This is a genomic window from Winogradskyella marina (genome assembly GCF_015645385.1).
GTDB classification, from domain to species: domain Bacteria; phylum Bacteroidota; class Bacteroidia; order Flavobacteriales; family Flavobacteriaceae; genus Winogradskyella; species Winogradskyella marina.
Window position 1 is genome coordinate 18115 of sequence record NZ_JADOET010000007.1, and the last position, 15248, is coordinate 33362.

Here is a 15248-nt window from a genome sequence, read left to right on the forward strand (position 1 = left end):
AAGAAGACAGCAACAATAAAATAAAATTCAATATTGATGCGTCAGATGCTTCTAGCAGAATATTTTGAACATCACTACGATGAAGAAAAGAAAATGCACTTTTAAAAGGTATTTTTTAATGATGAAACTTGATCATTATTTATATAAACTCCTGGCAATTCCTCCAAAATAAAGCATAATGAGTATTTTTTTTCGTAAATAGCACGTAATTTGATTTTCTAAATCTAAATTCATGTTTCGACATCAAGGTAAAAGCAGAACACAATTACACAATCTACGGATTGCTACTATATTGTCTTTTGTTGCTGGCATTGTCAATGTTACCGGGTTTTTAGCATTTCATCAATTAACCACTAATGTTACGGGTCATTTTGCGCTTTTTATTAGTGATGTCGCTAACTTTGAATTTTGGAAAGGCACTATTTTTCTATTGTACATTTTATCCTTTCTTTTTGGCGCTTTCTTTTCAAGTTATCTCATCGAGAAATTTAAAGAAAACAAACGGTTGAATGTCTTTGTTCTCCCTACCTTAATTGAAGTTCTTATTTTAGTCATCATTGCTATTATAAGCAACATAACACCCCTACACTACCCTGATATCATTATTTGTTCGCTACTCTTTGCTATGGGACTCCAAAACTCTTTGGTAACGAAAATATCAAATGCAGTCGTTAGAACAACACACTTAACAGGCTTATTTACAGATCTAGGAATTGAGCTTTCCCAATTATGTTTCCCTGCGAATCATCATAACAGAACCCAAATATTAGCGACTATTAAACTCAGAATTTCAATAATTTGCTTTTTCTTTTTTGGAGGGCTAATTGGCGGTTATCTGTATTCAAAATTAGATTTCGAATTAAACGCCCTTTTAGTGGCTGCATTGATCTTAATCATAAGTCTATTTTATGACGATTTAAGATATGGCTACATCAGAACAAAGCGAAAATATAAGCAAAGAAACTAATGCTCTGGTTTTATAAACTCAGCTTCAAACAATTCTGAAAAATGTTTTAAAATTTTCTGCTTTACCTCAGCTTCATCAACGTTGTCGACGCCTAGTTCATTATTAAGCGTTGTTACTGCTTTACCTTTAATTCCACAAGGAATAATATGATCGAAATACCCTAAATCGGCATTGACATTTAAGGCAAAACCATGCATAGTTACCCAACGACTCGCTCGCACTCCCATCGCACAAATTTTACGAGCAAAAGGTGTCCCAACACCTAGCCAAACCCCTGTTTCACCAGGACTACGTTCGGTTTTTAAGCCATATTCAGCCAAAGTAAGAATGATAACCTCTTCTAAAAATCGTAAGTATTTATGAACATCGGTGAAGAAATTATCTAAATCCAGAATCGGATAACCCACAATTTGCCCTGGACCATGATAGGTAATATCTCCACCTCTATTTATTTTGTAGAAAGTCGCTTCTTTTTCTGCGAGCTGTTCCTCTGAAAGCAATAAGTTAGTTAAGTCCCCACTTTTCCCCAAAGTATAGACATGCGGATGCTCGACAAATAGAAAATGGTTAGCGGTTTCTAAACCAGCATCCTCTCTCCTATTCTTAATTTTAGTATCTAAAATGGCTTTAAAGAGTGTTTCTTGGTAATCCCAAGTGTCCTTAAAATCCTTAATTCCTAAATCCTGAAGTTGTATCGTTTTATTCAAAATAATTAGTTTTTAATCTTCTAAAACAACTTCTAAATTTAATATTTCTGGATCCTTAAGCATTGCTATAAATCCAACTGTATAAGTGACCGTTTTTCTATCTTCACTATACATTGCACCTTCTTTTGAAAAGGACTTTATAGGTTTAGGGAAATGGTAGTTAACTACATACTTAGACGACCCCAACATCAAAGCAGATTTATCTATACTATCTAAAGATTTTTGGTGTTTTTCTACATCAATAATCTCAACATTTCTTTTAAAAACCTTACCATTATATGAGTAACTTACTAAAGTAGAGCCTTCATTCCCCATACTAGAAAAAGGACTTAATGGTAAATTATCACTCGCCGTTTCATCTCCTTTTAAACTATTAAAATTATTCATGGCTTTATACATATCGCGCAACTCATTGGCATTATCAAAATCTGTTTCTATATCAAAAAACATCTTCTTTTCATGTGGATCCATAACCATATGAAGCGTATAATCCTCCATAGCTTTTACTTTCTCCTGTTCCTCTAATGATAACTTAGATATACTATCCTTGTACTTTACCAAAAAGTCTTTAAAAACAATTGTTGAATCTACAGCTTTGCCCATTTCGTCAGCAGCATTCTCCCCTAATTGTTCTAACACATCCATCATTTCTGATGCATCCATTGAGAATTTCACGGTACCACTACCATCCTCATTGACGTAAATGTTTTCAGAAAATTGACAACTTGTAAACGATATTAACACAGCACACATAAGTAGTGTAAGACACTTTTTCATAGTAATATTTTAGTATTTAAGGCTACAAAGGTAAGACTTTTATCGCTCAGGATTATTCAATATAACCAAAGCTGCAATAACGCCAGGTACCCATCCGCAGAGCCATAATAAAAAGGTGATTAGAATTGAGCCACAGCCTTTATCTAAAACAGCTAAAGGTGGACAGATGATTGAAAGGATAACGCGCCAGATACTCATAATATGTTTATTGATTTGATGTATTTATAAGACGTAAATAGCATTAAACTGTTACAAAATTCACTAATCATTTGTATTAATTGGCCTTTTTTTGATGTCGTTCTCATCACAAAACACCTTATAAACCATTCAAAATAACGGCACTTTTACAGAAAATTTTATGCTTTAAAAATCAAACTAAAAAGGTGCACTTTAATTTTTGTAAAAATTGTAATTTTGCATCTGCTTATTTAAAAACAAATAAGTCTTTAAAAATTAACAAGAATGCAACTTTCAGAACAAGAATTGGTAAGACGCCAAAAGTTAGAAAAGCTTAGAGCTTTAGGGATCAACCCTTATCCAGCGGAATTATTTCCGGTTAATCACACTTCCAAACAGATAAAATCTGACTACGAAGAAGGTAAACAGGTGACTATAGCTGGTCGTTTAATGGCAATTAACATTCAAGGAAAAGCATCTTTTGCACAATTGCAAGATAGCCAAGGTCGTATTCAAGTGTATTTTAATCGCGATGAAATTTGTGCTGGTGAAGACAAATCGAAGTATAATGATGTCTTTAAAAAATTACTAGATTTAGGTGATTTTGTTGGTATTGAAGGAACACTCTTCACAACACAAGTTGGAGAAAAAACCGTTATGGTTAAAGATTTTAAATTATTGAGTAAAGCCTTAAAACCATTACCTTTTCCTAAGCAAAAAGACGGAAAAACTTATGATGCGTTTACAGATCCCGAACAACGTTACAGACAACGTTATGCTGATTTGGCGGTAAATCCACACGTTAAAGAAGTGTTTGTAAAACGTACAAAATTGTTTAATGCCATGCGTCAGTTTTTTAATGAGGCTGGTTATTTTGAAGTTGAAACACCTGTATTACAACCGATTCCTGGTGGAGCTGCGGCACGACCGTTTATTACACACCACAACAGTTTAGACATTCCATTATACATGCGAATTGCAAACGAGTTATACCTAAAACGTTTAATCGTGGGTGGTTTTGATGGTGTTTATGAATTCTCTAAAAACTTCAGAAATGAAGGAATGGACAGAACGCATAATCCAGAGTTTACAGCCATGGAAATCTATGTGTCGTACAAAGATTACAATTGGATGATGGATTTCTGTGAGCAATTGCTAGAGCATTGTGCAATGGCTGTAAACGGTACACCAGAAGCTACTTTTGGTGAACATAAAATCAATTTCAAAGCGCCTTATAAGCGTATAACCATGCGCGATTCTATTTTAGAATTCACAGGTTTTGATATTTACAATAAATCTGAAGATGAGATAAGAGCAGCTGCCAAAGACATGCATATTGAGGTTGATGAGACCATGGGTAAAGGCAAGTTGATTGATGAAATTTTTGGTGAAAAATGTGAAGGCAATTATATTCAACCAACATTTATTACCGATTATCCGAAGGAAATGAGTCCGCTGTGTAAAGAACATAGAGAAAACCCTGAGTTAACTGAGCGTTTTGAGTTGATGGTATGTGGTAAAGAAATTGCGAATGCGTATTCTGAATTAAATGACCCAATAGACCAGCGCGAGCGTTTTGAGCACCAATTAAAGCTGGCACAAAAAGGGGATGATGAAGCGACAGAGTTTATCGATCACGATTTTTTACGTGCGCTAGAATATGGCATGCCACCAACCTCTGGAATGGGCATTGGTATGGATCGTTTAATTATGTTCTTAACCAACAATCAGAGTATTCAAGAAGTTTTATTCTTTCCTCAAATGCGACCAGAGAAGAAAAAAGTAGATTTAAGTGATAACGAAAAGGCGATTTTAGAAGTTTTAAAAACTGAAAAACGCATGGACTTAACAGTACTTAAATCGCAAGCAGGTTTAAGCAATAAAGGTTGGGATAAAGGCCTTAAAGGCTTAGGTAAACACGGCTTAACTAAAGTTGAAAAGACCGATGATGGTCTATTTGTTGAGCTCGTATAATAGCTGCAAAACATCAATCAAAAAAAAAGGAACTATCGAGAGGTAGTTCCTTTTTTTATAAGATGAAGATTTCATTCTTAAAATGATAATAAAGCAAGGCTTTATATCTTTTTTGTAAATTAGCTTAAACAATTCAAATTAATATCAATGGTTTATAGCATGAAAAATTTATTTAGTTTATTCCTAATTCTATTGCTCTTAAATTCTTGTGAGAGTAATGACGCGATAACTCCTGTTGATGTGGTTCCAGAAGTCGTTCCAGAATTTAAAACAAATCTTTCGGAATTAAATTTATTTACAGGCGATTTAAAAGAATTAAACATCACCTCAAAAGGATTTGAGTACAACCTTAGCACCACCTTGTTTTCAGATTACGCACACAAACAACGTATCATAGCATTACCAGAAGGTACAAGTATGGAGTATGATGGCGATGGATTACCTATTTTCCCAGACAATACGGTTATTGCGAAAACCTTCTATTACAATAACGATGAGCGCGATTTATCCTTAGGAAGACACATTATTGAAACACGTATTTTAATGAAGCTTAATGGAACTTGGGAAACTGGAGATTATAAATGGAACGACACCCAAACCGAAGCGATTTTAGATTTAGGAGGCAGCTCACTACCTGTTACTTGGATCGACACCGAAGGTAATAGCAACACCACAACGTACAAAATTCCATCAAATACAGATTGTTTTACATGCCATGGTAACAACGATGAAATTATTCCTATTGGACCGAAATTACGATCTATGAATTTTGAGATTAATGGAGTTAATCAATTAGATCAATTTATAGCTAACTCTCAATTAACAGGTGTAAGCCATAGTGGCAACGTAAGAAGCTTGCCAAATTGGGAAGATGACAACGAAAGTTTAGAAAACAGAGCGAGAGCTTATATAGATATTAACTGTGCGCATTGTCATATTCCTGGAGGCTCTTGTGAAGATGAGTCTACTTTAAATCTCGCTTTTGAAACACGATTAGAAAACAGCGATATTGTAGAGCAAAGTTTTAGTATTGATTATAGAATTTCATTTTATTTAGATGGTATAAGCATGCCATACATAGGAACCTCAATGATGCATACAGAAGGAGTAGCACTCATTCAATCTTACTTAGAGACCCTAGAATAGGGACGTTAAAGAAATACTAAAATCGGTTTTTGTATTAACATATTCTTAATAGAATACGTATTTTCAACGAAATTTAAAACCTGACTATTTTGAAACATGTATCCTTCAAACTACTTTTTGTAGTTTCTGCCTTTCTTGCATTTTCTTGCTCTACAGCAAAAAAAGCCGGAAAATCAAGTAAAGATGCCACTGCCATGGCAAAACCTTCAGCTAAAAAACCTGGAAAAAACGATCCAAAACCGTACAACAAAGTCATCACCAAAGATGCAAAAAGTGATAAAGGTCTATTTACAGTACACACTGTAGATGATAAATTCTTTTACGAAATACCAGATTCTCTTTTTAACAGAGAAATGTTAATGGTTACACGTATTGCTAAAACCGCATCAGGCCTTGGTTTTGGTGGTGGAAAAACCAACGAACAAGTATTGCGTTGGGAGAGAAAAGACAAGAAAGTAGTACTTAGAGTTGTATCTCACAATGTTGTTGCAGCAGATTCACTTCCTGTAAGTGAAGCCGTTGTAAACTCTAATTTTGAACCTATTTTATTTACGTTTCCTATTGCAGCGCTTGGTAAAGACTCAACAAGTACAGTCATAGATGCTTCGCCATTATTTCAAAAAGACGTAAAGCCTTTAGGTATTCCACAACGTGGTAGATCGACTCATAAAATATCGCGTATTGAAAGTGATAAGTCATTCATTGAATCGATAAAAAGTTACCCAAGAAACATTGAAGCACGTCATGTAAAAACATATACTGCCGGAAATCCTCCTTCTAACTCAAGCACAGGAAGTATTTCTGTTGAGATGAATAATTCTATGATCCTACTACCAGACGTTCCGATGAAACGTCGTTATTTTGATGAACGTGTAGGTTGGTTTACAAGTAACCAAATAGATTATGGATTAAAAGATCAAAAAAGTAAATCTGTAGTATTCCTAGACCGCTGGAGATTAGAAGTTAAAGATGAAGATATTGAAAAATTCAAACGAGGTGAACTTGTAGTCCCTAAAAAGCAAATTGTTTATTACGTAGATAGAGCGACTCCAGACCAGTGGAAAAAATACATTAAACAAGGTATTGAAGATTGGCAAGTAGCATTTGAGGCTGCAGGATTTAAAGAAGCAATCATTGCTAAAGATCCTCCAACGGTAGAAGAAGATCCAGAATGGAGTCCTGAAGATGCACGTTACTCAGTAGTACGTTACTTAGCGTCTCCTATTCCAAACGCAAACGGACCTCACGTTAGTGATCCAAGAACTGGTGAAATTTTAGAAAGCGACATTAACTGGTATCACAACGTAATGTCTTTACTACGTGGATGGTTCTTTGTACAAACGGCTGCCATTAATCCAGAAGCACAAAGCCCACAATTTAAAGATGAAGTTATGGGGCGTTTAATTCGTTTTGTATCGTCTCATGAAGTTGGTCACACCTTAGGTTTACCACATAACATGGGATCTAGTGTTGCTTACCCTGTAGAGAAGTTGCGTGATGCAGAATTTACAAAAGAATTTGGAACAGCACCATCTATTATGGATTATGCGCGTTTTAACTACATTGCACAACCAGGTGATGAAGGTGTAGCTCTAATGCCAGATATCGGAATTTATGATAAATATGCTATTTCTTGGGGTTACAGACCTATTTTAGATAAAACTGCTGAAGAAGAGAAGCCAATTCTTAACGAATGGATAATGAAGCATGCTGGCGATCCTCTGTATCGTTTTGGTCATCAACAATCTGGAGATGTCGTTGATCCAAGTTCTCAAACTGAAGACTTAGGAGATAATGCGATGCTAGCAAGTGAATACGGAATTAAAAACCTTAAACGTATTGTGCCAAACTTAATTGAGTGGACTACTGAAGCTGGTGAAGATTATGAAGATTTAGATGAAATGTATGGTCATGTAGTATCTCAATTTAATCGTTATATGGGACACGTTTCTAATAATATTGGAGGTGTATATGAAAATTATAAAACGGCTGACCAAGAAGGAGCTGTTTATACGGCTGTACCAAAAGACCACCAGAAAGAAGCTATGGCTTTTATTCAAGAGCACTTATTTGAAACACCGGAATGGTTAATTGACAAAGACATATTTGACCGAATTGAGTTTACAGGTTCTGTAGAACGTGTTAGAGCAATGCAATCTAGAACACTTAACAACATAATGAGTTTAGGTAAAATGCAACGTCTTATCGAAGCTAGCACGTATGATAACAATGCGTATGCCTTACCAGATATGATGAGTGATTTACGCGCAGGAGTTTGGAGTGAACTACGTACAAGAAAAGCAATAGACACATACAGACGTAATTTACAACGAGCACACATTGATAGATTAGAGTATCTAATGACGGCAGAAAACCAAACGCCAGGCAGACGATCTAGTTCTTCTTATGTTAAATTTACACCTGTAAATACTAGCCAATCTGATATTAGAGCGGTTGTTAGAGCTGAATTAACAGCCTTACGCAGTCAGTTACGTTCTTCACGTGGTAGAGATGCTATGAGTAGAATTCATATTGCTGATGCTATTGAGCGTATTAACCTTATTTTAGATCCTAAGTAATCTAAACAGAAACACAGTTTAAAAAAGGCTTCAATTTATATTGAGGCCTTTTTTTATTACCCTCTGTATACGAATAAAAGTTAACACCATAACAAACAACACTTAAGTCAATAGACATAGGCATTAAATGTTAAAGCATCTGTTAAAAACTATTCTAAGATTAAACCTTACTAAGAATCATTGGTCTAAACAGTATAACATAAAACATAAAAGACATGAAAAAAGTATTAGTAATCGCCTTAGCTCTATTTACAATAAATGGTATGGCTCAGAAAAAAAAACAAACAAAAGACAAAAAAGACAGATCTGAATTAAGAGCACAAATGACTCCTAATGACATTGCAGATTTAAAATCTAAAAATTTAACTTTAAAATTAGATTTAACAGACGGACAACAACAGAAGGTACACAAACTTATTTTAGATAACGCTACTGACAGGCAACACTTAAGAGACAAAAACAAACCTAAAGAAGGTGAAAAGCGTGAAAAACCATCACAACAAGAAATGGTTAAAAGACAAAATGAAAGATTAGATGCACAAATAGAAATGAAGCGTGAAATGAAATCTATTTTAACCGAAGAACAATATGCCAAGTTTGAAAAAATGACACCTAGAAAAAACAAAAAAAGAGGTGTGCGCGCTCACAAAAGAGACAGAAATCATGATAAGCAACGCGCTAAGAAATAAAAACTCAGACGTATTTCAAGAATAAAAAGTATCGCTTAAGCGATACTTTTTCATTTTATTGAATAAAATTGTTACTTTAGTGTCCAATTATTAAATAATCCATCCATAATGAAAAAAATAATTACACTTTGTTTATTTGTATTTGCACTATTTCTTGGCACTCAAAACGCTGTAGCTCAAAACAGTAAATTAGAAACCGCACAAAAGGTTAATACTGAAGCTGCTGAAAAAACTGAAGCTTTAAGACAGTTTGTTAAGTTTGATAACACTCAAAGAGATCAAATTTATGAAGCACAACAAGAATTTATTCGCTCCAGTTACGCAATTAAAAGCCAAAAGGAAACGGCCGACTATAAAAAAGAAAAGACTAAAGCGATAAGCGCGCATTTAGAAACTAGAATGAAAACTATTTTAAGTGCAGAACAATTTGAACGCTACAAACAGTTTTCAAGAAGTTAAATACACTATATTTTTATAAAAAAAGTCTCGCAATTTGCGAGACTTTTTTATTTACAAATCTTTTGCTATATCTTCTACTGCTGCTATTGTTTCGTTTAAATCTTCATAGCTTAAAGCGTCTGTTATAAACCAAGTTTCAAAAGCACTTGGAGCAATATATATACCTTTGTTTAACATGCCATGAAAAAACCTTTTAAACGTATCATTGTTTCCTTTAGCGGCTGAATCAAAATCAACAACAGCGTCTTCTGAAAAATGAACAGAAATCATAGAACCTATTCTATTGATCGTATGTGTTACATTGTTTTTATTAAGCGCATCAGCAATGCCATTGTGAAGATATTTTGTTTTCTCCTCTAGCCTATTCATTAAGCCCTTATCTGAATTAATTGTCTTTAACATCGCTAATCCTGCAGCCATCGCTAACGGATTTCCACTTAAAGTTCCAGCTTGATAAACAGGACCCATCGGAGCCAAATGATTCATAATCTCATCTCTGGCTGCAAACGCACCAACTGGAAGACCTCCACCAACAACTTTTCCAAAACACACAATATCAGCATTAACTTGCTTAAGTTCTTGTGCGCCTCCATTTGCGAGTCTAAAACCCGTCATAACCTCATCGAATATTAACAAGATATTATGCGCATCACAAATCGCTCTTAAGCCTTCAAGAAAACCATCAATAGGAGGAATACACCCCATATTTCCAGCAATAGGTTCTAGTATAATAGCGGCAATTTCCCCTTTATTAGAATCTACTAAATCGTTTACATTTTCAAGATCATTATAAGTCGCTAAAAGTGTATCTTTTGCTGTGCCTTGTGTTACACCTGGACTATTTGGAGTTCCAAAAGTTACAGCTCCACTTCCTGCTGCAATTAAAAAGGAATCACTATGACCATGGTAACACCCAGCAAATTTTATGATTTTATCCTTTTTTGTATACCCTCTTGCCAATCTAATTGCACTCATACAGGCTTCTGTTCCCGAATTCACAAAACGAATTTTATCAATATTTGGAACCATAGAAACTGCTAATTCTGCAATCTCAGTTTCAATCGCCGTTGGCATTCCAAAAGACGTGCCTTGTTTTGTTTTTTCAACAACAGCATCAACCACTGGAGGAAATGCATGACCCAATAACATAGGTCCCCAAGAATTTATATAATCTATAAAACGGTTTCCGTCTTCATCATACACATAAGCACCTTTTGCAGATTTAGCAAAAATAGGAGTTCCACCAACAGCACTAAACGCCCTAACTGGAGAATTTACACCGCCAGGAATTACCTTTTGAGCCTCTTTAAATAAAGCACTACTTCTTTGATATAACATAAATTAATTTGGAATAATAAGTTGTTGACCAATAGTTAGGTCATTCGATTTTAAATTGTTTTTAGCTTTTATAGCGTCCACAGTAGTTTTATATAACCTTGAAAGGGAATACAAGGTATCACCTTTTACTATGGTGTGTTTTTTAGAAGAGCCTTTCGGTGTGCCTTCTATTATTGTAGTCGAATTTCGTGTTGATTTGGTTGTTGTTCCATTAAGGACTTCATCATCATATTTATGAAGTTCGTAGCGTTCAATTAAACTAATTAATTTTTGCGGATACTTTCTATCAGTTGCATAACCTGCAGCTCTTAAGCCTCTTGCCCAACCTTTATAGTCGTCTTGTTTGAGCTTAAATAAGCCAGCATAACGACTTCGTCCTGTTAAAAATTCAGAATGATCTTCATAAGACATTTCTGCTTTTGGGTATTTTCGGAAACATTCTTGTGACCTATCATCATCATGGTAGATCTTAGCACCTGTCCAACCATGACATTTAATACCAAAATGATTGTTGGCCTTCACGGCTAAACGACCTTTTCCAACACCAGACTCTAATATACCTTGAGCCAAAGTTATACTTGCCGGAATTTTATGTGTTCGCATTTTATTTTTAGAAATTTCGGCATATAAATCAATATAAACCTCAACACTACTTGGAGCCTTATTTTCTTTTATTACAGGTGTATTAGTTTCAGACGTTTTAACCTCTTCTTTGCGCTCTTTTACAACAACAGTTTTGTTAGTGCTACTTCGTTTTTTCTTAGTAACGATTCCTTTTTTAGGACCGCAACTCATTGCCAATACAGCAACTAATAAGATTAGATATTTAAACTTCATGTTTTATACTTCAATTAAAGGGTGGTTTTTACGCTTCAGAATATTATTAACGCCTGCTATACCTTGCAAACCACCTGTGTGAATGGCTAGTAGTTTTGAATCGCTCGGAAAAAACCCACGCGCCATTAAATCAAAAATCCCAAACAGCATTTTACCTGTGTATATTGGATCTAAAGGGATGTTATAATCATTCTTAAACCTATTAATAAACGTAATCAATTCCGGCTTTATTTTACCATAACCACCAAAATGATAATCTGTTACTAATTCCCAATTATTTTGAGTTGCAAATTTACAAATATCTTCTTGTAAAAAATCACCTTTTAACGCAGGAAAACCTAATATTTTCTGATGACTTTTAGAAGCATTAATTAACCCAGAAATAGTTCCTCCTGTACCTACTGGACAACAGATATAATCGAAATCTTTATCGGTATCTGTTAAAATCTCTTCACAGCCTTTAACGGCTAAGTCATTTGTGCCGCCTTCGGGAATTAAATAAAACTCGCCAAACCTACCTTTCAAGTTTTCGATAAAGTTTTTAGATGTTTTTTCCCTATAAGCCATTCTTGAAACAAAATGAAATTCCATCCCTTGTTCTTTGGCAAAGCCTAAGGTTGGATTCATGGAATCTTTATCTGCTAATTCTTCACCTCTAATAACACCGATGGTATTAAAACCATATGTTTTCCCTGCTGCGGCAACAGCGGCAATATGATTAGAGTACGCACCTCCAAAGGTTAGTAACGCTTTTGCATTACACGCTTTTGCAGCCTCAACATTATACTTCAATTTACGAAACTTATTACCAGATATAAATGGATGAATTTCATCTTCGCGTTTAATTACAATGTCAATAGAAGAACCCTCAATACTTATTTTCTGATTATGAATGGGATTGTGTAACAAATTCTTTTTAGTGTAAAAATAAGTAACCCTATTCTATTTCTCTACTAAAACAGCTAACCTTAACAATACTTAAAGACTTCTATTAAAAATAAGTTCTAAACTTAAAAAAAGGACGAGATCCTAAGTATTCAAAATCTTTTTCATTAGCATAAGCCTCACGCTCAAAAGAAACATTTTTATAGGCTAAATGCCAGTTTCTATATTGAATTAATCGCATTAGAAATTCAAACATGTAAACTACATAAAATGGAATAATAAGTAACTCAAGTTGTTGTCTCAAATGTATTTTCTCATGATTTAAAAGCACCTTGTCCCCTTTTAAATCTTTAGATTTTAAAAACACAAATGGAAATAGCGTAATTCCGATATACCCTTTGGGCACTATATATTTTGAAATTAATATCACAACTTACTCACTTCAAAAATCAAACCATTCTCAATTTCATAAGAATGACAGCTAATAGGAAACCTTAACTAGGTCAAGAAGTTTTTACTCGAATTTACATTATCTTTGTTAGATATGAAAAAATACGTTCCCATTGAAGACGGAGACTACTACCTAACACCAGAAGGTTATCGTTGCTTCACAGAGCAATACCATTTAAAACGTGGATATTGTTGCGAGAGCGGCTGCAGACATTGTCCGTATGGTTTCAATAAAAAGACTTTAAAAAAATAGTAATGCATACTACAAAACATTCATTCAAAGACCAAATATTAGAAGGCATTCCAAATATATTACCTGAGCCAAAGCCTTATGATGCTTCAATAAATCATGCTCCTAAACGTAAAGCAATTTTATCCGCGGCAGAAGAAAAGTTAGCGCTTAGAAATGCCTTGCGCTACTTTGATAAAAAAGACCACAAAACCTTATTGCCTGAGTTTAAACATGAATTAGATACTTATGGCCGAATATACATGTATCGTCTACGTCCAGATTATAAAATGTATGCCAGACCAATTTCTGAATATCCAGCTAAATCAAACCAAGCAGCAGCCATAATGCTTATGATTCAGAATAACTTAGATTATGCCGTGGCACAACATCCGCATGAATTAATAACTTATGGTGGGAATGGAGCCGTATTTCAAAATTGGGCACAATATCGCTTGACCATGAAATATTTAGCGGAAATGACTGATGAGCAAACTTTAACCATGTATTCTGGACATCCTATGGGATTGTTTCCATCACATAAAGAAGCACCAAGAGTTATCGTCACTAACGGGATGATGATTCCCAATTATTCTAAACCAGACGACTGGGAAAAATTTAATGCTTTAGGCGTAACGCAATACGGACAAATGACAGCCGGAAGTTATATGTATATCGGGCCACAAGGCATCGTACATGGCACAACTATTACTGTGCTTAATGGTTTTAGAAAAATAAAAAAAGAACCTAAAGGTAATTTGTTTGTGACGTCGGGATTAGGCGGAATGTCAGGAGCACAACCAAAAGCAGGAAATATTGCAGGCTGTATTACTGTTTGTGCTGAAGTGAATCCAAAAATCACTCAAGTACGATTAGATCAAGGTTGGATTGATGAAAAAATAACAGATTTAGACCAACTTGTAAATCGCGTTAATAAAGCTAAAGCCGAAAAAGAAACCATTTCAATTGCCTATTTAGGAAACATTGTAGACGTTTGGGAAAAATTCGATGAGGCTAATATTCATGTCGATTTAGGAAGTGATCAAACCTCATTACACAACCCTTGGGCAGGAGGCTATTATCCTGTTGACATCTCTTTTGAAGACGCCAACAAAATGATGGCAAATAATCCCGAATTGTTTAAAGAGAAAGTTCAAGAAACCTTACGTCGTCACACCAACGCCATAAATAAGCATACCGCAAAAGGTACTTATTTCTTCGATTATGGTAACGCTTTTTTATTAGAAGCGTCTCGAGCTGGTGCAGATATTATGGCAGACAATGGAATTGATTTCAGATACCCAAGTTACGTTCAGGATATCATGGGACCAATGTGTTTTGACTATGGTTTTGGACCATTTCGCTGGGTTTGTGCTTCTGGAAAACCTGAAGATTTAGCAAAAACAGACGACATTGCCTGCAATGTACTTGAAGGCATAAAAAAGAATTCGCCGATAGAAATTCAGCAACAAATGGCTGATAATATTCAATGGATAAAAGGAGCTCAAGACAATAAACTTGTTGTCGGATCACAAGCAAGAATCTTATATGCAGATGCTGAAGGCCGTATGAAAATAGCAGAAGCTTTTAACCAAGCCATAAACAACGGAGACATAGGTAATGTTATTTTAGGCAGGGATCATCACGACGTTTCAGGTACAGATTCACCGTATAGAGAAACCAGTAATATTTATGATGGTTCGCGCTTTACAGCAGATATGGCTATTCATAATGTGATTGGAGATAGCTTCAGAGGAGCCACTTGGGTCAGTATTCATAACGGAGGAGGCGTTGGTTGGGGAGAAGTTATAAACGGTGGTTTTGGTATGGTTCTTGATGGTACTAAAGAAGCATCAAAGCGATTAAAACAAATGCTATTTTGGGATGTAAACAACGGTATCTCAAGACGAAGCTGGGCTAGAAACGAAGGAGCCGTTTTTGCAATAAAACGTGCTATGGAAATCGAACCCAACTTAAAAGTCACTTTGCCAAATTTCGTTGATGACAGCTTATTAAATGACGTATAATTTTAAA

15 protein-coding genes are annotated in these 15248 nt (G+C 35.0%); 8 read left to right on the forward strand and 7 right to left on the reverse strand.

Annotated features, from left to right (window positions below):
* The first annotated feature begins 232 nt into the window (after positions 1 to 232).
* Positions 233 to 967 (forward strand): YoaK family protein, encoded by a 735-nt coding sequence (locus tag ITJ86_RS09405; protein WP_195871389.1) that lies wholly within the window; start codon positions 233 to 235, stop codon positions 965 to 967.
* Here the strand turns inward: ITJ86_RS09405 and lipB are convergent.
* The 3 genes from lipB to ITJ86_RS09420 are packed head-to-tail and all read right to left on the reverse strand — an operon-like array spanning position 964 to position 2649.
* A complete protein-coding gene (gene lipB / locus ITJ86_RS09410) occupies positions 964 to 1674 on the reverse strand; it encodes a lipoyl(octanoyl) transferase LipB (RefSeq protein WP_195871390.1) in 711 nt (236 codons plus the stop codon). The two genes, ITJ86_RS09405 and lipB, sit on opposite strands and share 4 nt — an antisense overlap.
* Positions 1675 to 1686: 12 nt before the next feature.
* On the reverse strand, positions 1687 to 2451 hold the full coding sequence (locus tag ITJ86_RS09415; protein ID WP_195871391.1) for a hypothetical protein: 765 nt from the start codon (positions 2449 to 2451) through the stop codon (positions 1687 to 1689).
* 39 nt (positions 2452 to 2490) lie between these two features.
* Entirely contained in the window at positions 2491 to 2649 is a 159-nt protein-coding gene (locus ITJ86_RS09420) for a YqaE/Pmp3 family membrane protein (RefSeq protein WP_092446701.1), read from the reverse strand.
* A 264-nt stretch (positions 2650 to 2913) separates the two neighbouring features.
* On the opposite strand from ITJ86_RS09420, the gene lysS reads away from it, so the two are divergent.
* The 5 genes from lysS to ITJ86_RS09445 all read left to right on the forward strand — a co-directional run bounded on the left by lysS (position 2914) and on the right by ITJ86_RS09445 (position 9475).
* The gene (lysS, locus tag ITJ86_RS09425) at positions 2914 to 4602 is read left to right on the forward strand and encodes a lysine--tRNA ligase (RefSeq protein ID WP_195871392.1); all 1689 of its coding nucleotides are present in this window, start codon (positions 2914 to 2916) and stop codon (positions 4600 to 4602) included.
* 159 nt (positions 4603 to 4761) lie between these two features.
* Entirely contained in the window at positions 4762 to 5748 is a 987-nt protein-coding gene (locus tag ITJ86_RS09430; RefSeq protein WP_230080265.1) for a hypothetical protein, read from the forward strand.
* An 86-nt stretch (positions 5749 to 5834) separates the two neighbouring features.
* A complete protein-coding gene (locus ITJ86_RS09435; RefSeq protein WP_394370116.1) occupies positions 5835 to 8327 on the forward strand; it encodes a zinc-dependent metalloprotease in 2493 nt (830 codons plus the stop codon).
* A 215-nt stretch (positions 8328 to 8542) separates the two neighbouring features.
* Positions 8543 to 9016, forward strand: coding sequence for a Spy/CpxP family protein refolding chaperone (locus ITJ86_RS09440; RefSeq protein ID WP_195871393.1), 474 nt, complete (start codon positions 8543 to 8545; stop codon positions 9014 to 9016).
* Positions 9017 to 9124: 108 nt separating this feature from the next.
* Complete coding sequence (locus tag ITJ86_RS09445) at positions 9125 to 9475, forward strand: hypothetical protein (RefSeq protein ID WP_195871394.1); 351 nt, start codon at positions 9125 to 9127, stop codon at positions 9473 to 9475.
* Between the two features lie 51 nt (positions 9476 to 9526).
* Here ITJ86_RS09445 and hemL read toward each other — a convergent pair whose 3' ends face one another.
* The 4 genes from hemL to ITJ86_RS09465 all read right to left on the reverse strand — a co-directional run bounded on the left by hemL (position 9527) and on the right by ITJ86_RS09465 (position 12965).
* A complete protein-coding gene (gene hemL / locus ITJ86_RS09450) occupies positions 9527 to 10813 on the reverse strand; it encodes a glutamate-1-semialdehyde 2,1-aminomutase (protein WP_195871395.1) in 1287 nt (428 codons plus the stop codon).
* Positions 10814 to 10816: 3 nt separating this feature from the next.
* Positions 10817 to 11650, reverse strand: coding sequence for a glucosaminidase domain-containing protein (locus ITJ86_RS09455; protein WP_195871396.1), 834 nt, complete (start codon positions 11648 to 11650; stop codon positions 10817 to 10819).
* Positions 11651 to 11653: 3 nt separating this feature from the next.
* Positions 11654 to 12559: a 1-aminocyclopropane-1-carboxylate deaminase/D-cysteine desulfhydrase gene (locus tag ITJ86_RS09460; protein ID WP_195871397.1), complete on the reverse strand. Its 906-nt coding sequence runs from the start codon at positions 12557 to 12559 to the stop codon at positions 11654 to 11656.
* A gap of 82 nt (positions 12560 to 12641) precedes the next feature.
* Complete coding sequence (locus ITJ86_RS09465; protein ID WP_195871398.1) at positions 12642 to 12965, reverse strand: hypothetical protein; 324 nt, start codon at positions 12963 to 12965, stop codon at positions 12642 to 12644.
* Positions 12966 to 13079: 114 nt separating this feature from the next.
* Here ITJ86_RS09465 and ITJ86_RS09470 point away from each other — a divergent pair, with 114 nt between their 5' ends.
* A complete protein-coding gene (locus ITJ86_RS09470; protein ID WP_195871399.1) occupies positions 13080 to 13238 on the forward strand; it encodes a DUF5522 domain-containing protein in 159 nt (52 codons plus the stop codon).
* A gap of 2 nt (positions 13239 to 13240) precedes the next feature.
* A complete protein-coding gene (locus tag ITJ86_RS09475) occupies positions 13241 to 15241 on the forward strand; it encodes a urocanate hydratase (RefSeq protein ID WP_195871400.1) in 2001 nt (666 codons plus the stop codon).
* The last annotated feature ends 7 nt before the right edge of the window (positions 15242 to 15248 follow it).